Origin of the sequence: Bradyrhizobium sp. LA6.1 (assembly GCF_040547805.1) — a bacterium.
Taxonomy (GTDB): domain Bacteria; phylum Pseudomonadota; class Alphaproteobacteria; order Rhizobiales; family Xanthobacteraceae; genus Bradyrhizobium; species Bradyrhizobium barranii.
Window position 1 is genome coordinate 1 of sequence record NZ_JBEPQK010000007.1, and the last position, 15,934, is coordinate 15,934.

Sequence of the window (15,934 nt, forward strand, 5' to 3'; positions counted from 1 at the left end):
GAGGGGCAGCAGCGGACCCCCTGCACCAACCCCACCCGCCACCCGCGGTGGGGTGAAAGTGCTTCCCAGCATGCAGTGCCCGAGTGGAGAGATCACCCCACCCCGCTCGCGCTTCGCGCGATCGACCCTCCCCCTCCAGGGGAGGGTGGCAACGCTCTACCACGCGTAGCGCACGACGCCCTTGCCGGCGTAAGAGCGGGTGACGTTCGAGAACTCGCCCTCGAAGGTCGCCGACGCAGACCAGCCGTTCATCCAGTTCATCTGCACCGCCGCCGTGGTCAGCGCGGAATCGCGCGCCAGCGCTGCACCGTTCACAACGAAGGCCGATCCCGGCAGGGTCTGGAATACCGCGCCGACGCTGCGATCCGGATTGTAATCATGCGCCCAGGCGACGCGGCCGCGCAGGGTCATCAGGCCACCGGCCGCGGCGAATGATTTGTCGGCGCGCAGGCCGAGCTCGGTGCGGGTGCTGGTGACGTCCTTGGCGGCATAGTTGAGTGCGAAGGTGCTGTTGCCGACCACCGCGAACTCCGAATAGTTCGGAAGGCTGAACATGGTGGCCTGGGCCGCCGCATAGGGCGTGAGGCCGATCCACTGCGTAGCGTAGCGGTAACCGCCCTCGACACGGCCCGAGAGCGCATTAGCGTTGAACTGCGCCCGCAGCTGATCGACGCCGGCGGCCGTGACGATGCGGTTGGTCGTGACGTCCTGCCAGCCATAGGCCAGCGCAGCGGTGATGTAGGCAGGTCCTGCCGTGTGACGAACGAAGGCGCCGGCCTGGAACAGGTCGGAGCGGCCCCAGCCGAGCCCGTTGACGTTGAAGCCGGTCCCACCGCCGGCGAGCGCAAAGCCGGCGATCGTCGATGGCGAGAAGCGATAGTCGAGGCCGACGGCGGTGCCATAGACGCTGCTGGTGGTGGTGTTCGAACCGAGCGCGACATTGCCGTCGGTGGTCTGCGAGCCACCATAGCCGGCCGCCCACACATCCCAGCGCTGCTCGAAGGTTGCGGCCGGTGCCTTGCGGTAGATCGAGGCGAAGGCGTCACGCGCGTTCTTGTCACGCCCGCCCTTGCCGGTCGCCGCATAGGCATTCGCGCTTGGCTCGTCAGCATAGGGCGTCGCACCTGATGTGCCGCTGCGTCCCGAGCCGAACACATCGGTCAAGAGGCCAAGGAACAGGTTCATCGCATTGAAGGTCGTCTGCTGCGAACCCGTTGCCGGTTCGCCGGAGGCCTGGGTCAGGCCGTTGGGGCCGAGGCCCGCGAATTCGGCTTGAAGGAAGCCATTGGCGTTGAAGAAATTCTGAAGCGTCGTGGCGACGTTCTGCTGGTTGATGTTGAGCGCGTATTTCGCGCCATAGTTCAGCGTGAAATCGAGGAACACTTCGTTTGACCCGACCGTCGTGGTGCCGACTAGGCCACCCGGCGCGGCAACGCCGGCGAAATTACCGGTGGCGCTGCCGAAAAACTGCATGATCGAGTAGTGCTGCATTATCTTGCTGCCGGGAAACAGCGCGACACCCACGGTCCCGTCCAGCGTGACGTTGCCGCTGACGAGCGCATGGCTCGTGCTGAATCCACTACCGGCCTGCACAACATAGACCGAGCCGGGCTGCAAGGTGAGATCACCCTGGACCTGCATGCTTGAGCCCGGGCCGCCGTCGCCGGGCGCGTAGATACCGCCGTTGGCGATAAACGTGTTGCCGACGATGCCGGCGCCGAACAACGCACCACCCGCGTTCACGGTGGTCAGGCTCGATTGCGAGATATCACCATCGACGCGCAGGATGCCGCCATTGACGGTCGTCGTGCCGGTGTAAGTGTTTGTGCCGGAGAGGATCAGCGTTCCGCTGCCGACCTTTTCCAGCGAGCCGGAGCCGATGAAACCACACCCGCAGGGATCGTAGTCGCCGATGACGCCATCGACCAGCGCGGAGCGGTTATTGCTGCCGACGACGAGCGTGTTGCCGCCACCGATATAGTAGGTGCCATTGCCTTCGATCGAACCGGCCGTGATGCGGCCGTCGCCGTTCGGGCCGAGGCTGATCCCGAAATCGACGACGCCTGTGCCGGTGGTGATGAAGCGCGCATTGCCGCCGGTGGAATTATCGAAGAACTCGGTCTTGCCACCGTCCTTGGTGATGATCGTGGCGTTGCCGGCCGTCGTGAACGCACCGAAATTGGTCAGGCCATCGGCCTCGTTGATAATGGTTGCATTGCCGGCGGTCGCAGTATCGGACCCGGACAGCGTACCAAACACGGTCCCGCTGAAATCCTTGTTCACGATGGTCGCGGAGCCCGCCGAGGATTGATCGAGGAATGCGGTGCCGCCGCCATTCTGGTTGGTGATGTTGGCCGTGCCCGCATTGGTCCGGCCAAAGAAGCCGGTCAAGCCGCCGTCATTGATGATGGTCGCCCGGCCGGCCGTGGCGGTGTCGGTGCCGCCCCCGAGCGGATCACCGAAGTACAGCTGGCCGTTATTGGTGATCACCATAGAGCTGGCGGAGGTCGCGTTGAGGAACATCGTCGTGCCGGAGATAGCGTTCAGGAGCGATGTAATTCCCGACGTATCGGCATTGACAATATTGAAGAGGCCCTCGTTGTTGACGGCGCCAATGATGCTCGCGGTGTGGGTGGCGTCACCGAGTTGCAGCGCTGCGCACGAACAGATGAAAGTGTCGCCGGTATAGGTGTTGGCACCGAGCAGTGCCAGGATGCCGGGTCCCTGCACGGAGATGCCACCACTGCCGGTGATGCGCGAGGCGATCACGGCCGATGGGTCTGTCGTGCCGGTGACATCGTTGGTGAAGAACGTCGTCCCCCCGGAGGCTAGCCTGAGATCGCCGCCCTGAATGGTGTAGACAGAACCGTCGCCGGTGAGGTCGAAGCCCACGAGGCTGGTGAGCTGCACGCCGCCTGGCGTAACCGTCACCGTGCCACCGCTTGCCGGCGTCGAGACTCCCGAGTAGCCGAACACCGTGCCGACTGACGAGGGATCGTAAGCAGTGCTGGTCGAACCGAAGACGTCCGTCCAATTCGTGGTGGTGGTGTCCCAGACGCCGCCTCCGCCGTTGACGGCGCCGTTCGGCGTGGTCTGCGACCCGTTGAAGATTTGCTGCGCTGCTGCGGGGCTCGCCGCCGCCGCCGCGCTCAAGGCGAGGCCGATCCAGAATGCCGCGCGAACAGCGGTGGCACGACGCGAGCAACCCCGCCCGCTCGATGGCAACCAAGCCCCCACGCTCTTCCCCTCACCCGCGGCGCTCCCCAGCGGCGCCGCGAGGAACTTAGGCCATGAGGCTGGCCGGTAGAACTACGGTTCCTCGAGAATCAGCCAACGGGACCGCAACTTGAGCAGATTCAACAACTCATGTTGCAACCGAGCCACGGTTTTGCCGGGCTCAATTCCTACCCCGTGCATGCGCCCATGCGTCAGAATGTCCGTTCTATGTACAGCTGTTCACATCTTGGCTGATCATCCAGGGCCGCGCCCCGTGCCCCCATTCCTCGGTGCATTCGCATGAATGGCAAGCGCGCCGTCCGCAATAGCTCAGTAATTGCTCGCCGCCGACCCATTCGGGATGCCGTCGATCGGACATTCCTCCGTCCCCGGCGTCGAACGGGTCATCGCCTCGACCATGTCCCGCGTCCCTTCCGGGTCGGCGATCCAGTTCTTGTAGAAATCATAGGGGCAGGCCGCGACGCCGCGCGGGCTTTCGCCGGAATTGATCATGCCGGTGTAGCCGCGGTGGACCAGCTTGTAGAGATGGTTCTGCGACTGGCCGTTGCGGCGCGCATCGCGGATCAGATGTTTCGACAGCTGGGCATATTGGATGCCGTAGTCCTCCTCGCCGCACTCGCCGAGCGTGCGGCCGTCGAAGCCGATGATCGCGGAGTGACCGAAGTAGGAATAGACGCCGTCGAAGCCGGCGGCGTTGGCTACGGCGACATAGACGTTGTTGGCCCACGCCATCGCCTTGGAGATCATGACCTGCTGCTCCTTGGCCGGATACATGTAGCCCTGGCAGCGCACGATCAATTCGGCACCCTTCATGGCGCAGTCGCGCCAGATCTCCGGAAAGTTGCCGTCGTCGCAGATGATCAGGCTGACCTTCATCCCTTTCGGGCCGTCGGAGACATAGGTGCAATTGCCGGGATACCAGCCCTCGATCGGCACCCATGGCATGATCTTGCGGTACTTCTGGACGATCTCACCCTTGTCGTTCATCAGGATCAGGGTGTTGTAGGGCGCCTTGTGCGGATGCTCCTCGTGGCGTTCACCGGTCAGCGAGAACACGCCCCAGACCTTCGCCTTGCGGCAGGCCTCCGCGAAGATCGCGGTCTCTTCACCTGGCACCGCCGAGGCCGTCTCGTACATCTCCTTGGAGTCGTACATGATGCCCTGGGTCGAGTATTCCGGGAAGATCACGAGATCCATGCCGGGCAGGCCCGCCTTCATGCCCACCAGCATGTCGGCGATCTTGCGGGCGTTGTCGAGCACCTCGGCCTTGGTGTGCAGGCGGGGCATCTTGTAGTTGACCACCGCGACGCCGACGGTGTCGTTGCTGCTGGAAATGTCACCGTGAAGCATGTTGAGCGCTCCTGCCTTTTATTTGTTTGAGGTTGCCGTCGATCGAGCGACCGAGTTAGTGGCTGATCATCCAGGGCCGCGCGGTCGGAAAGCCCTTGGCGCCGCTCCCGGTTTTGGTCATCAGCCGCGCTGGCTTCTTTCTGTCCGACGAGCTCTTGTCTTTCACGGTCTTGCCCGACGAACAGCAACCGCAGCCGGGACCGTGCGAGGCCTTGTATTGCGCGAGCGTCTGCGGCGCATGCGTGCTGCGCTCGTTGACGGCGTGCGCCTTGCGCTTCTCCGCCGGCATGCAGAAGAAATTCGGCGCGGTCAGGATCACCCGCGGCGCCATCGTCTCGCAGTGCGGACAGTTTTGCGGATCGTCGCATTCCGCCATCGGGCGCAGGTCCTTGAACGGCCCGCAATCGTCACAGAGATATTCATAGACCGGCATCGCATCATCCCTACGCTGTTGCCTGTGAGAGAATTCCCGCGGCGGATGCGGGGCGGCAAAGTCGCGCCGTCCCGCATCCCGTCGCGCAGGGAGACTATTTGTCCGGCGAGATCGGCATCTGGATATCGCCAGTGATGTGCTTGATCGGTCCTGCCGCCGAGGGCATGACGTCGAAGTCGAAGATCTCCGTCGGCAACCACAGCGTGGCGCAGGCGTTGGGCACGTCGACCACGCCGGAGATGTGGCCCTGGCACGGCGCGGTGCCGAGGATCGAATAGGCCTGGGCGCCGGAGTAACCGAACTTCTTCAGATATTCGATCGCGTTGAGGCAGGCCTGTCGATAGGCGATGTGGACGTCGAGATAGTGCTGCTTGCCCTGCTCGTCGACCGAGATGCCCTCGAAGATCAGATAGTCCTTGTAGTTCGGCGTGATCGGCGACGGCTTGAAGATCGGGTTCTTGATGCCGTATTTCGCCATGCCGTCCTTGATCACCTCGACCTTCAGATGCAGCCAGCCGGCCATCTCGATCGCGCCGCAGAACGTGATCTCGCCATCGCCCTGGCTGAAGTGCAGATCGCCCATCGATAGACCGGCGCCGGGCACGTAGACCGGGAAGTAGATCTTCGAGCCGCGCGAGAGATCCTTGATGTCGCAATTGCCGCCATGCTCGCGCGGCGGAACGGTGCGCGCGCCTTCCGCGCCGATCTTGTCCTTGACGTCACCCTTGGCGCGGCCGCCATGGGCGGTCGGCGCGAATGGTGGATTGGCGAGGCCGGGCACGCGGGTCGGGTTGGTCGAGATCAGCTCGGCCTCGCGCTTGTTCCACATGTCCAGCATCTTCGGATCGGGCAGACAGCCGATCAGGCCGGGATGGATCAGGCCGGCGAAGTTCACGCCGGGGACGTGACGCGACGAGGTGTAGAGACCCTTGATGTCCCAGATCGACTTCTGCGCCAGCGGGAAATGGTCGGTCAGGAAGCCGCCGCCGTTCTGCTTGGAGAAGAAGCCGTTGAAGCCCCAAAGGCTTTCCTTCATCGGGCCGACGTCGAGCAGGTCGACGACGAGGAGATCACCGGGCTCGGCGCCCTTGACGCCGATCGGGCCGGACAGGAAGTGCACGATCGAGAGATCGATGTCGCGCACATCGTCGGCGGAATCGTTATTCTTGATGAAGCCGCCGGTCCAGTCATAGGTCTCGATGATGAAGTCGTCGCCGGGATTGACCCAGGCCACGATCGGGATGTCGGGGTGCCAGCGGTTGTGCACCATGTCATTATCGTAAGCCGATTTGGTGAGATCGACCTTGATCAGTGTCTCTGGCATCGAGATGCTCCCCTTTCTACACGGTTGGTTAGACAGACAGATATTTCGAGACCTGCGCGGCATCGACGGCGTCGCGCGGATCGTCGCGCACGATCTCGCCGTTCTCGATCACCAGCACGCGGTCGGCGATGTCGAGCGCGAAGCTCAGGACCTGCTCCGACACCACGATCGAGAGCCCCTTTTCGTCGCGGATGCGCTTCAAGGTGCGCGCCATCTCCTTGATGATCGACGGCTGGATGCCTTCGGTCGGTTCGTCCAGCAGCAACACTTTCGGCTTGGTTGCGAGCGCACGCGCAATCGCGAGCTGCTGCTGCTGTCCGCCGGAGAGATTGCCGCCGCGGCGGCCTCTCATCTCCAGCAGCACCGGAAACAATTCGTAGATGTCGGCCGGCACTTCGGTCCCGCCGGAGACGACGAGGCCGGTCTCGATGTTCTCCTTCACCGTCATGGTCGAGAAGATCATGCGGCCCTGCGGCACATAAGCGAGGCCCTTGGCGACGCGCTCGTAGCTCGGCAGGCCGCCGAGCTCGGCACCGTCCATGGTCACCGAGCCGCTTTTGGCGGGGAGAATGCCCATCAGCGATTTCATCAGCGTGGTCTTGCCCATGCCGTTGCGGCCCATGATCGCAACGATCTCGTTGGGCGCGACCTTGACGTTGAGCCCGTGCAGCACCTCGCTCTGGCCGTAGGCGACGTGAAGATCGGAAATAGCCAGCATCGTCGCGACTCCTTAATGGCCCAGATAGACTTCGACGACCTTGGGGTCGTTCTTCACCTTTTCCATGGTGCCCTCGGAGAGGATCTGCCCCTGGTGAAGCACGGTGACCTTGTGCGCGATGTCCTCGACGAATTTCATGTCGTGCTCGATCACCAGCACCGAACGGTTCTTGATGATGCGGTTGAGCAGCTCGGCGGTCTTGGCGCGCTCGGACACGCTCATGCCCGCGACGGGCTCGTCGAGCATCAGCAAATCCGGGTCCTGGATCAGCAGCATGCCAATCTCGAGCCACTGCTTCTGGCCGTGGCTGAGCAGATCGGCGTTCACGTTGAGCCGATCCTTCAGGAAGATCATTTCGGCGACTTCATGCACCCGGTCGCGCACGGCGGCGTCGCGGGTGAAGGTCAGCGCGCCGAACACCGAGCGTCCGCGCGGATAGGAGATCTCCAGATTCTCGAACACCGTGAGATCGTCGTAGATCGACGGGTTCTGGAATTTGCGGCCGACGCCCGTCTTGACGATCTCGTTTTCCTTCATCCGCGTCAGCTCCTTGCCACGGAACTGGATCGAACCCGACGTTGCTTTGGTCTTGCCGCAGATCAGGTCGAGCACGGTGGTCTTGCCGGCGCCGTTGGGACCGATGATGACGCGGATCTCGTTCTCGTCGACGTAGAAAGAGAGATCGTTGACCGCCTTGAACCCGTCGAACGACACGGTCAGTGCCTCGACGGCGAGCAGGAATTCCTTGGGCTGATGACCGACGAGCATGATCTATCTCCTCACTGCCAGCGTGGCATCGGCATCGTGGTGACCTACGAGCATGATGATCTCCTCACTCCGCCGGGGCGCCGTCGGCGACGGAGCTGTCGGTCCAGCCTTCGGGTTTCGGTTTGCGCGACGAGATCAGGCGATTGATGCGCGGCTGGACGTAGTCGCCCCAGATCCCGGCGAGACCGTTCGGGAAGGCCAGGACCACGGCGATGAACAGACCGCCGAGGCCAAACAGCCACAATTCGGGAAAGGTTTCCGACAGGCTGGTCTTGGCGAAGTTAACCAGCAGCGTGCCGTAGACCGCGCCGAGGATCGAAAGCCGGCCGCCGACCGCCGTGTAGATCACCATTTCGATCGACGGCACGATGCCGACGAAGGACGGCGACATGAAGCCGACGTTGAGCGCGAACATGGCGCCGCCGATCGCGGCGAACACGGCGGCGATGCAGAAGGCGAAGATCTTGAAGTTCGCGACGCTGTACCCGGAGAAGCGGACCCGGTCCTCCTTCTCCCGCATCGCGACCAGGATGCGCCCGAGCTTGGAGTGCCGGACGAACTGCGCGATCATGATGCAGGCGAACAGCAGTCCGACTTCGAAGAAGTACAGCACGATCTTGGCGTGATCGGGCCGGATGTCCCAGCCCTTCAACGTCCGCAGGTCGGTCATGCCGTTGATGCCGCCGGTGTAGCCCTGCTGTCCCACGATCAGGATGGTGAGGATGGCCGCGACCGCCTGGGTGATGATGGCGAAGTAGGTGCCGCCGACCCGGCGCTTGAACATCGCGGTGCCAATGATGAGAGCGAAGATGCCAGGCACGAGAATGATGGCGGCGATCGTGAAGGTGAGGCTGCTGAATGGCTTCCAGAACAGCGGCAGCGCAGTGATCTGATTCCAGTCCATGAAATCGGGAATGCCGGGCGTCGACTGGATCTTGGTGTTCTCCACGCTCGATGCCTCGAGCTTGAGGAACATCGCCATGCAGTAGCCGCCGAGCCCGAAGAACACGCCCTGACCGAGGCTGAGAATGCCGCCATAGCCCCAGCAGATCACCAGCCCCAGCGCGACGAAGGCATAGGTCAGATATTTCGCGACCAGATTGAGCCTGAAGACATCAAGCGTAAGCGGCAGAACTACCACCAGGAAGACCGCGAGCACCAGAATTCCGATGAACTCCGATCGATTGAAGAAACGATTGTCGGTCATTGCATCAGCCCCAGTTTCTCACTTGCGGACCTTGAGGGCGAACAGCCCTTGCGGCCGCAGCATCAGGATTCCGACAACCGCGAGCAGCGTCAGCACTTTCGCCATCGAGCCCGACATGAAGAACTCGAGGGTCGATTGCGTCTGCGAGATCGAGAAGGCCGAGGCGATGGTGCCGATCAAACTGGCGGCGCCGCCGAACACGACCACCAGGAACGTATCGACGATGTAGAGCTGTCCGGAGGTTGGCCCGGTGGAGCCAATCATCGTAAAGGCGCTGCCGGCGACACCGGCGATGCCGCAACCGAGACCGAAGGTGTAGCGATCGACCTTTTCGGTGTTGATGCCGACGGCTCCGGCCATGATGCGGTTCTGCACGACGGCGCGGACCTGGCGGCCCCAGCGCGACTTGTACATGACATAGGCGACGCCGATGGTGATCAGCAAAGTGAGGCACATCACGAAGACGCCGTTGATCGGCACCTCGATGCTGTCGGTGACGTGCAGCGAGCCGAGCATCCATTGCGGCAGCTCGACGCCGACCTCGCGCGCGCCGAACACGGAACGATAGGCCTGCTGCAGCATCAGGCTGAGGCCCCAGGTCGCAAGCAGCGTATCGAGCGGGCGCTTGTAGAGATGCCGTATCAGCACCCACTCCACCAGCATTCCCAGCGCGCCGGATGCGACGAAGGCCAGGATCATCGCCAGGAAGAAGTAGCCGCTGAACAGGCTCGGCAAATAGGCCTGGAAGAAATTCGAGGTCATCCAGGTGACGTAGGCCCCGAGGATCATGAACTCGCCGTGAGCCATGTTGATGACGCCCATCTGGCCGAAGATGATCGCAAGCCCAAGCGCCATCAGGACGTAGACTGAGAACAGGATCAGTCCTGCAAACCCCTGCATGACGAAGATGGAGCCAAGATCACCAAGCGAATAGTCGCCGAACATCGATGTCCTCCGTCAGGGATAAGGTCCCGCGTCGCGAGCAGGTTCGCGACGCGGGGGTCTTGGGCGTGGATTTGCTGTCCACGCCAGGGAGAGGCTTGGTGTTGAGGAAAGGCGCGAGCGACGTCGCGACTTACTGGTAACCCTTGGGGAACGGATCCGGCTCGACGAGATCGGCGGTCTCGTAGATCAGCTCGAACTGGCCATCGAGCTTGGCGCGTCCCACCCGGGTCTTCGACCAGAGGTGATGGTTTTCGTGGATGCGGACATAGCCTTCCGGCGCACCCTTGAACTCGACGCCGGGCGAGGCCGCCGCGATCTTGTCGACGTCGAACGAGCCCGCCTTCTCCACCGTCAACTTCCACAGCCACGGGCCGAGATAGGCAGCCTGGGTGACGTCTCCGATCACGGTCTTTTCGCCCCACATCTTCTTGAACGCGGGCACGAAGGTCTTGTTGTTGGGATTATCGAGCGACTGGAAGTACTTCATGCAGGCATAGGCGCCCGCGATGTTCTCGCCGCCGATGCCGTCGATTTCGTCTTCGGTCACCGAGATCGTCAGCAGCGCCTGTTTCGAAAGGTCGATGCCGGCGGCCTTGAGCTGCTTGTAGAACGCCACGTTCGAGCCGCCGACGACGTCGGTGAAGATCACGTCGGGCTTGGTCAGCTTGATCTTGTTGATGACCGAGTTGAACTGGGTGTTGCCGAGCGGATAATACTCCTCGCCGACGACCTTGCCCTTCAGCACATTCTCGACGTGCTTGCGTGCGATCTTGTTCGAGGTGCGCGGCCAGATGTAGTCGGAGCCGATGAAGAAGAACGACTTGGCGCCCTTTTCCTTGGCGATCCAGTTCAGGCCGGCGAGAATCTGCTGGGTGGCCTCCTGGCCGGTGTAGATCACGTTCTTGGACTGCTCGAGGCCCTCATAGAAGGTCGGGTAATAGAGCATGCCGTTGTACTGCTCCATGACCGGCAGCACCGCCTTGCGGGATGCCGAGGTCCAGCAGCCCATGATCGCCGCGACCTTGTCGTTGACGAGCAGCTTCTTGGCCTTCTCCGCAAAGGTCGGCCAATCGCTGGCGCCGTCTTCCTGGATGAACTTGATCTTGCGCCCGAGCACGCCGCCCATGGCGTTGATCTGCTCGATGGCGAGCTTTTCGGCCTCGATCGAGCCGGTCTCGGAGATGGCCATGGTGCCGGTCGCCGAGTGCAGGATGCCGACCGTCACCTCGGTGTCGGTGACCGCCAGGCCCGTCGTGTTGATCGCCGAGGTCGCCGGAGCCTGCGCGAAAGAGGCCCGCGGCAGCATCGTAATGGCCGGCACGGCGGCCATTCCCATCAATAGTTTGCGCCGGAGCGGCGACAACAGGCCCTTGTTTGCTTCGTCTGACATGAGCACCCCACTTTTGTTCGAGGACACGCGATTGGTGCCGTGAGGATGGCTCGAATTTGTGCAGCGCAAGCATACGCAAGATCGCGTATACTGCACCGCAAAATACCGACGTAGGCTTCTGGTACGGAATTTGCGAGGGCTCTGGGACGTATCGGGAGTGGGGTAACGAGTGGCAGGGCGGCAGCGAATAGACCGCGTCAGGCGCCAGTACAACCAGTGGGTCGCCAACCAGACGCTGGAAGACTACGCGCTGCGCTTCACCGCCAAGAGCGCGCGCCGCTGGTCTGCCGCCCGTGTCGCCAACACTGCACTCGGCGCCATCTCCTTCCTGGCGCTGGAAGCGATCGGCGGCACCATCACGCTGAACTACGGCGTAACCAACGCCAGCGCCGCGATCCTCGTCGTCTCCATCATCATCTTCTTCTGCGGCGTGCCGATTGCCTATTACGCAGCCAAGTGCGGCATCGACATTGACCTGCTCACCCGCGGCGCCGGCTTCGGCTATATCGGCTCGACCGTCACCTCGTTGATCTACGCCTCCTTCACCTTCATCTTCTTCGCCATCGAGGCGGTGATCCTGGCAACGGCGCTCGAGATGTGCTTCGGCATTCCGCGCCCGATCGGCTACCTCATCAGCGCGGTGGCGATCATTCCGCTCGTGACCTACGGCATCACGCTGATCAGCCGCTTCCAGCTCTGGACGCAGCCGATCTGGATCATCCTGCACATCCTGCCCTTTGCCGCGATCGCCTGGGCCAACCCCTACTCGTTCACGGAGTGGCGCAAGTTCGCCGGCGAGCATGGCGACCCGAGCGGACATTTCGATCTGCTGCTGTTCGGTGTCGCATCCTCGGTGGTGTTCTCGCTGGTGGCGCAGATCGGCGAGCAGGTCGACTTCCTCCGGTTTCTGCCGCGCGACCGCCGCACGTCGCGAACGTCGTGGTGGATCGCCCTGCTGATCGCGGGACCGGGCTGGATCATCTTCGGCGCACTGAAATTGTTGCTCGGCTCGTTTCTCGCCTTCTTTGCGCTAAGCCACGGCCTCTCGGGCGAGCTGGCGGCCGAGCCCGCGCACATGTATCTCGAAGCGTTTCGCTACGTGCTGTCGCAGCCGGATCTGGCGCTGGCGCTCACCGGCATGTTCGTGATCCTGTCGCAGCTCAAGATCAACGTCACCAACGCCTATGCCGGCTCGATCGCCTGGTCGAACTTCTTCTCGCGTCTGACGCACAGCCATCCCGGCCGGGTCGTCTGGCTGGTGTTCAACGTGATGGTGGCGCTGCTGTTGATGGAGATCGGCGTCTACAAGGCGCTGGAGCAGACGCTGGCGCTCTATTCCAACGTCGCGATCGCCTGGGTCGGCGCGCTCGTCGCCGATCTCGTCGTCAACAAGCCGCTTGGCCTGCGCCCGCCGCAGATGGAGTTCAAGCGCGCCCATCTCTACGACATCAATCCGGTCGGTGTCGGCGCCATGACGATCGCGACCATCGTCTCGATCGCGGCGTTTTACGGCCTGTTCGGTCCGACCATGAAGGCGCTCGCCGCCTTCGTCGCGCTCACGGTCGCCTTCGTCACCGCGCCTGTTATCGCCTGGCTCACCGACGGAAAGTACTACATCGCGCGCAAGCCGAAGCGGAGCTGGGCCAATATCGAGTCGATCCAGTGCTGTATCTGCGAGCACAGTTTCGAGCCGGAGGACATGACGTCCTGCCCCGCTTACGCCGGCCCGATCTGCTCGCTGTGCTGCTCGCTCGATGCACGCTGCCACGACCTCTGCAAACCGCATGCGCGCGCGCAGGTGCAGTTCGCCGAAGCGCTCGGCAGGATTCTTCCTGAACCGATCTACCGGCGGATCAACTCGCAGTTCGGCCACTATATCGGCGTGTTCATGGTCTCCGCCGGCCTCGTCGCGCTGGTGCTGGGACTGATTTATCTCCAGACCTCGGCGAGCGTGCCCGGCGAGAATTTGCTCGTCTCGAACGTGCTCTGGAAGGTGTTCTTCTCGCTCAGCATCATCATCGGCGTGGTGGCCTGGCTGTTCGTGCTGGCGCAGCAGAGCCGCCGCGCCGCCGAGGCCGAGACGCGGCGGCAGACGACGCTGCTGATCCAGGAGATCGACGCGCACAAGCGCACCGACGCCGAGCTTCAGCGCGCCAAGGAGGTCGCCGAATCCGCCAACCTCGCCAAGAGCCGCTACGTGGTGGGCCTGAGCCACGAGCTGCGCTCACCGCTGAACGCGATCAGCGGCTATGCCCAGCTCCTGGAGCAGGACGCGACGCTCAACACCAAGCCGCGCGACCAGGTCCGCGTCGTCCGTCGCAGCGCCGATCACCTCTCCGGCCTGATCGACGGCATTCTGGATATTTCCAAGATCGAGGCCGGGCGGCTGTATCTGTCGCGCGACGAAGTGCGGCTGAGCGAATTCCTCGACCAGCTCGTCGGCATGTTCCGTCTCCAGGCGGCCGCCAAGGGCATCGACTTCGTGTTCAGGCGGCCCGCGCATTTGCCGGTCGTGGTCTACGCCGACGAGAAGCGGCTGCGTCAGGTGCTGATCAATCTGCTCTCCAACGCGATCAAGTTCACCCAGACCGGCAGCGTGCAGTTCGTCGTGCACTATCGCAGCCCCGTTGCCGAGTTCGAAGTGATCGACACCGGCCCCGGCATCCAGGGCGACGACCTCGAACGCATCTTTGCACCCTTCGAGCGTGGCGCGCTCGGCGTCTCGCAGCCGCAGACGGGCACCGGGCTGGGCCTGACCATCAGCCGGCTGCTCGCCGGCGTCATGGGCGGCGACATCAAGGTCCTGAGCACGGTTGGCGCCGGCAGCACCTTCAAGGTCAAGATGCTGCTGTCGGAAGTCGCCAATCCGCTGCGCATCGCGCCGGTGGAGGCGCCGGTCTCCGGCTATCGGGGCGCACGCAAGACCATCCTCATCACCGACGACGACCCCGTGCATCGCGACCTCCTGCGCGAGGTGCTGGCGCCGCTCGGCTTCATCCTGCTCAGTGCACCCGATGGGCCAGGATGCCTCGCGCTGGCGCAGCATTGCCGGCCCGACCTGTTCCTGCTCGACATCTCGATGCCTGCCATGGACGGCTGGGCCGTCGCGGAGGCCTTGCGCACGAGCGGCCATCACCAGGCGCGCATCCTGATGGTGTCGGCGAGCGCTCTGGAGGCTCACGGCACGCCGCTGGCGCAGCCCTTCCACGACGGCTATTTGATGAAGCCAATCGACATCCCGCGGCTGCTGGAGACGATCCGCCAACTCCTAAAGATCGAATGGCAGTACGGCTCGGACCAGATCGCGGTGCCGTTCTGGCGGCTCGAGAGCGGATCAAGGCCACCGGTGCGGCACATCGAGGCGCTGATGGGGCTGGGCCAGATCGGCTACGTCAAGGGCATCCAGTTGAAGCTGGACGAGATCGGCAGCGAGCACCCCGAGCATGCCGACTTCGTTGCGGAAATGCGGTCGCTCGTCGACCGCTTCGATCTCGACCGGTACATGGCCACATTGAAGACGTTGCATGCGCATGAGCATTGAGTCGAGGAAGCGCGATGTCGCGCTCGTTGTCGATGACTCCCCGGAGACGCTGCGGCTGCTCACCGATGCGCTCGACGGCGCCGGGATGACGGTGATGGTGGCGCTCGACGGCGCGGCCGCGATGCGCATCGTCGACCAGATCACGCCCGACATCGTGCTGCTGGACGCCGTGATGCCCGGCATGGACGGTTTCGAGACCTGCCGCCGCCTCAAGCGCGACGCGGGCGTTGCCAACGTGCCCGTGATCTTCATGACAGGCCTTGCAGAGACCGAGCACATCGTGCGCGGGCTGGAGGCCGGCGGCGTCGACTACGTGACAAAACCGATTGTGATCGAGGAGATGCTGGCGCGCATCCGCGTCCATCTCGGCAATGCCCGCCTGACTCAGAGCGCGCGTGCCGCGCTCGACGTCTCCGGCCGCTTCCTGTTCGCAGTCAACCGCCAGGGCCACATCCTCTGGGCCACCCCGCAGGCGCAAAAACTGCTGGCCGATCATCATGGCGCGCAGGCCGACGACTTCGTCCTGCCGCCATCACTCCTGCAATGGCTGGAGCAGGCGAAGGACAAGGGCAGCTCGAAGTCGCAGGCGGCTCCCCTGCCCGACAATCCGCAACTGCGGCTCTACTACATGGGCGAAACCGCGCCGAACGAGTTCCTGCTGCGGCTGTCCAAGGAGTCCGGCACGGCGCTGCCGCCCGAATTCACCAGCGAGCTCGGCCTCACCACCCGCGAGGGCGAGGTGCTGGCCTGGCTCAGCAAGGGCAAGACCAACCGCGACATCGCGCAGATCCTGGGCTTGAGCCCGCGCACCGTCGACAAGCACCTGGAGCAGATCTACGCCAAGCTCGGCGTGGAGAACCGGACCGCGGCGGCGGCGATTGCAACGAATGCAACGCGAAGGAATTCGTAGCAGCACTGCAAATGAGTTGAGACGCAGTTCGCCCAACAAACAGTGTCGTCCCGGACAAGCGAAGCGCAGATCCGGGATCCATAACCACAGGGAGAAGTTTGGCGAAGACTC

The 15,934-nt window shown here is 63.3% G+C and carries 11 protein-coding genes; 2 read left to right on the top strand and 9 right to left on the bottom strand.

Annotated elements, in window-relative coordinates; genetic code table 11:
* Positions 1-156: 156 nt before the first annotated feature.
* The 9 genes from ABIB99_RS19180 to urtA all read right to left on the bottom strand — a co-directional run bounded on the left by ABIB99_RS19180 (position 157) and on the right by urtA (position 11,372).
* Entirely contained in the window at positions 157-3,153 is a 2,997-nt protein-coding gene (locus ABIB99_RS19180; RefSeq protein ID WP_354177117.1) for an autotransporter outer membrane beta-barrel domain-containing protein, read from the bottom strand.
* 393 nt (positions 3,154-3,546) lie between these two features.
* On the bottom strand, positions 3,547-4,587 hold the full coding sequence (locus tag ABIB99_RS19185; RefSeq protein ID WP_063979998.1) for an aliphatic amidase: 1,041 nt from the start codon (positions 4,585-4,587) through the stop codon (positions 3,547-3,549).
* Positions 4,588-4,642: 55 nt separating this feature from the next.
* A complete protein-coding gene (locus tag ABIB99_RS19190) occupies positions 4,643-5,020 on the bottom strand; it encodes an FmdB family zinc ribbon protein (protein ID WP_354177118.1) in 378 nt (125 codons plus the stop codon).
* Positions 5,021-5,114: 94 nt separating this feature from the next.
* Positions 5,115-6,344 (bottom strand): formamidase, encoded by a 1,230-nt coding sequence (gene fmdA / locus ABIB99_RS19195; protein WP_354177120.1) that lies wholly within the window; start codon positions 6,342-6,344, stop codon positions 5,115-5,117.
* A gap of 28 nt (positions 6,345-6,372) precedes the next feature.
* A complete protein-coding gene (gene urtE / locus ABIB99_RS19200; protein WP_354177122.1) occupies positions 6,373-7,062 on the bottom strand; it encodes an urea ABC transporter ATP-binding subunit UrtE in 690 nt (229 codons plus the stop codon).
* 12 nt (positions 7,063-7,074) lie between these two features.
* Positions 7,075-7,830, bottom strand: a complete 756-nt coding sequence (urtD, locus tag ABIB99_RS19205; RefSeq protein ID WP_011083791.1) for an urea ABC transporter ATP-binding protein UrtD — start codon at positions 7,828-7,830, stop codon at positions 7,075-7,077.
* A 64-nt stretch (positions 7,831-7,894) separates the two neighbouring features.
* Positions 7,895-9,037 carry an urea ABC transporter permease subunit UrtC gene (gene urtC / locus ABIB99_RS19210; protein ID WP_354177123.1) on the bottom strand — a complete coding sequence of 381 codons (1,143 nt, stop codon included), beginning with the start codon at positions 9,035-9,037 and terminating at the stop codon, positions 7,895-7,897.
* 18 nt (positions 9,038-9,055) lie between these two features.
* Positions 9,056-9,982 (bottom strand): urea ABC transporter permease subunit UrtB, encoded by a 927-nt coding sequence (gene urtB, locus ABIB99_RS19215; protein WP_085404025.1) that lies wholly within the window; start codon positions 9,980-9,982, stop codon positions 9,056-9,058.
* A gap of 130 nt (positions 9,983-10,112) precedes the next feature.
* Positions 10,113-11,372 (bottom strand): urea ABC transporter substrate-binding protein, encoded by a 1,260-nt coding sequence (gene urtA / locus ABIB99_RS19220; protein ID WP_063980003.1) that lies wholly within the window; start codon positions 11,370-11,372, stop codon positions 10,113-10,115.
* Between the two features lie 169 nt (positions 11,373-11,541).
* Between urtA and ABIB99_RS19225 the strand changes: the two genes are divergently transcribed.
* Together ABIB99_RS19225 and ABIB99_RS19230 are read left to right on the top strand one after the other, a co-directional pair.
* On the top strand, positions 11,542-14,913 hold the full coding sequence (locus tag ABIB99_RS19225; RefSeq protein WP_063980004.1) for a hybrid sensor histidine kinase/response regulator: 3,372 nt from the start codon (positions 11,542-11,544) through the stop codon (positions 14,911-14,913).
* Entirely contained in the window at positions 14,897-15,823 is a 927-nt protein-coding gene (locus ABIB99_RS19230; RefSeq protein WP_049812732.1) for a response regulator, read from the top strand. Before ABIB99_RS19225 ends, ABIB99_RS19230 begins: the two co-directional genes overlap by 17 nt.
* The last annotated feature ends 111 nt before the right edge of the window (positions 15,824-15,934 follow it).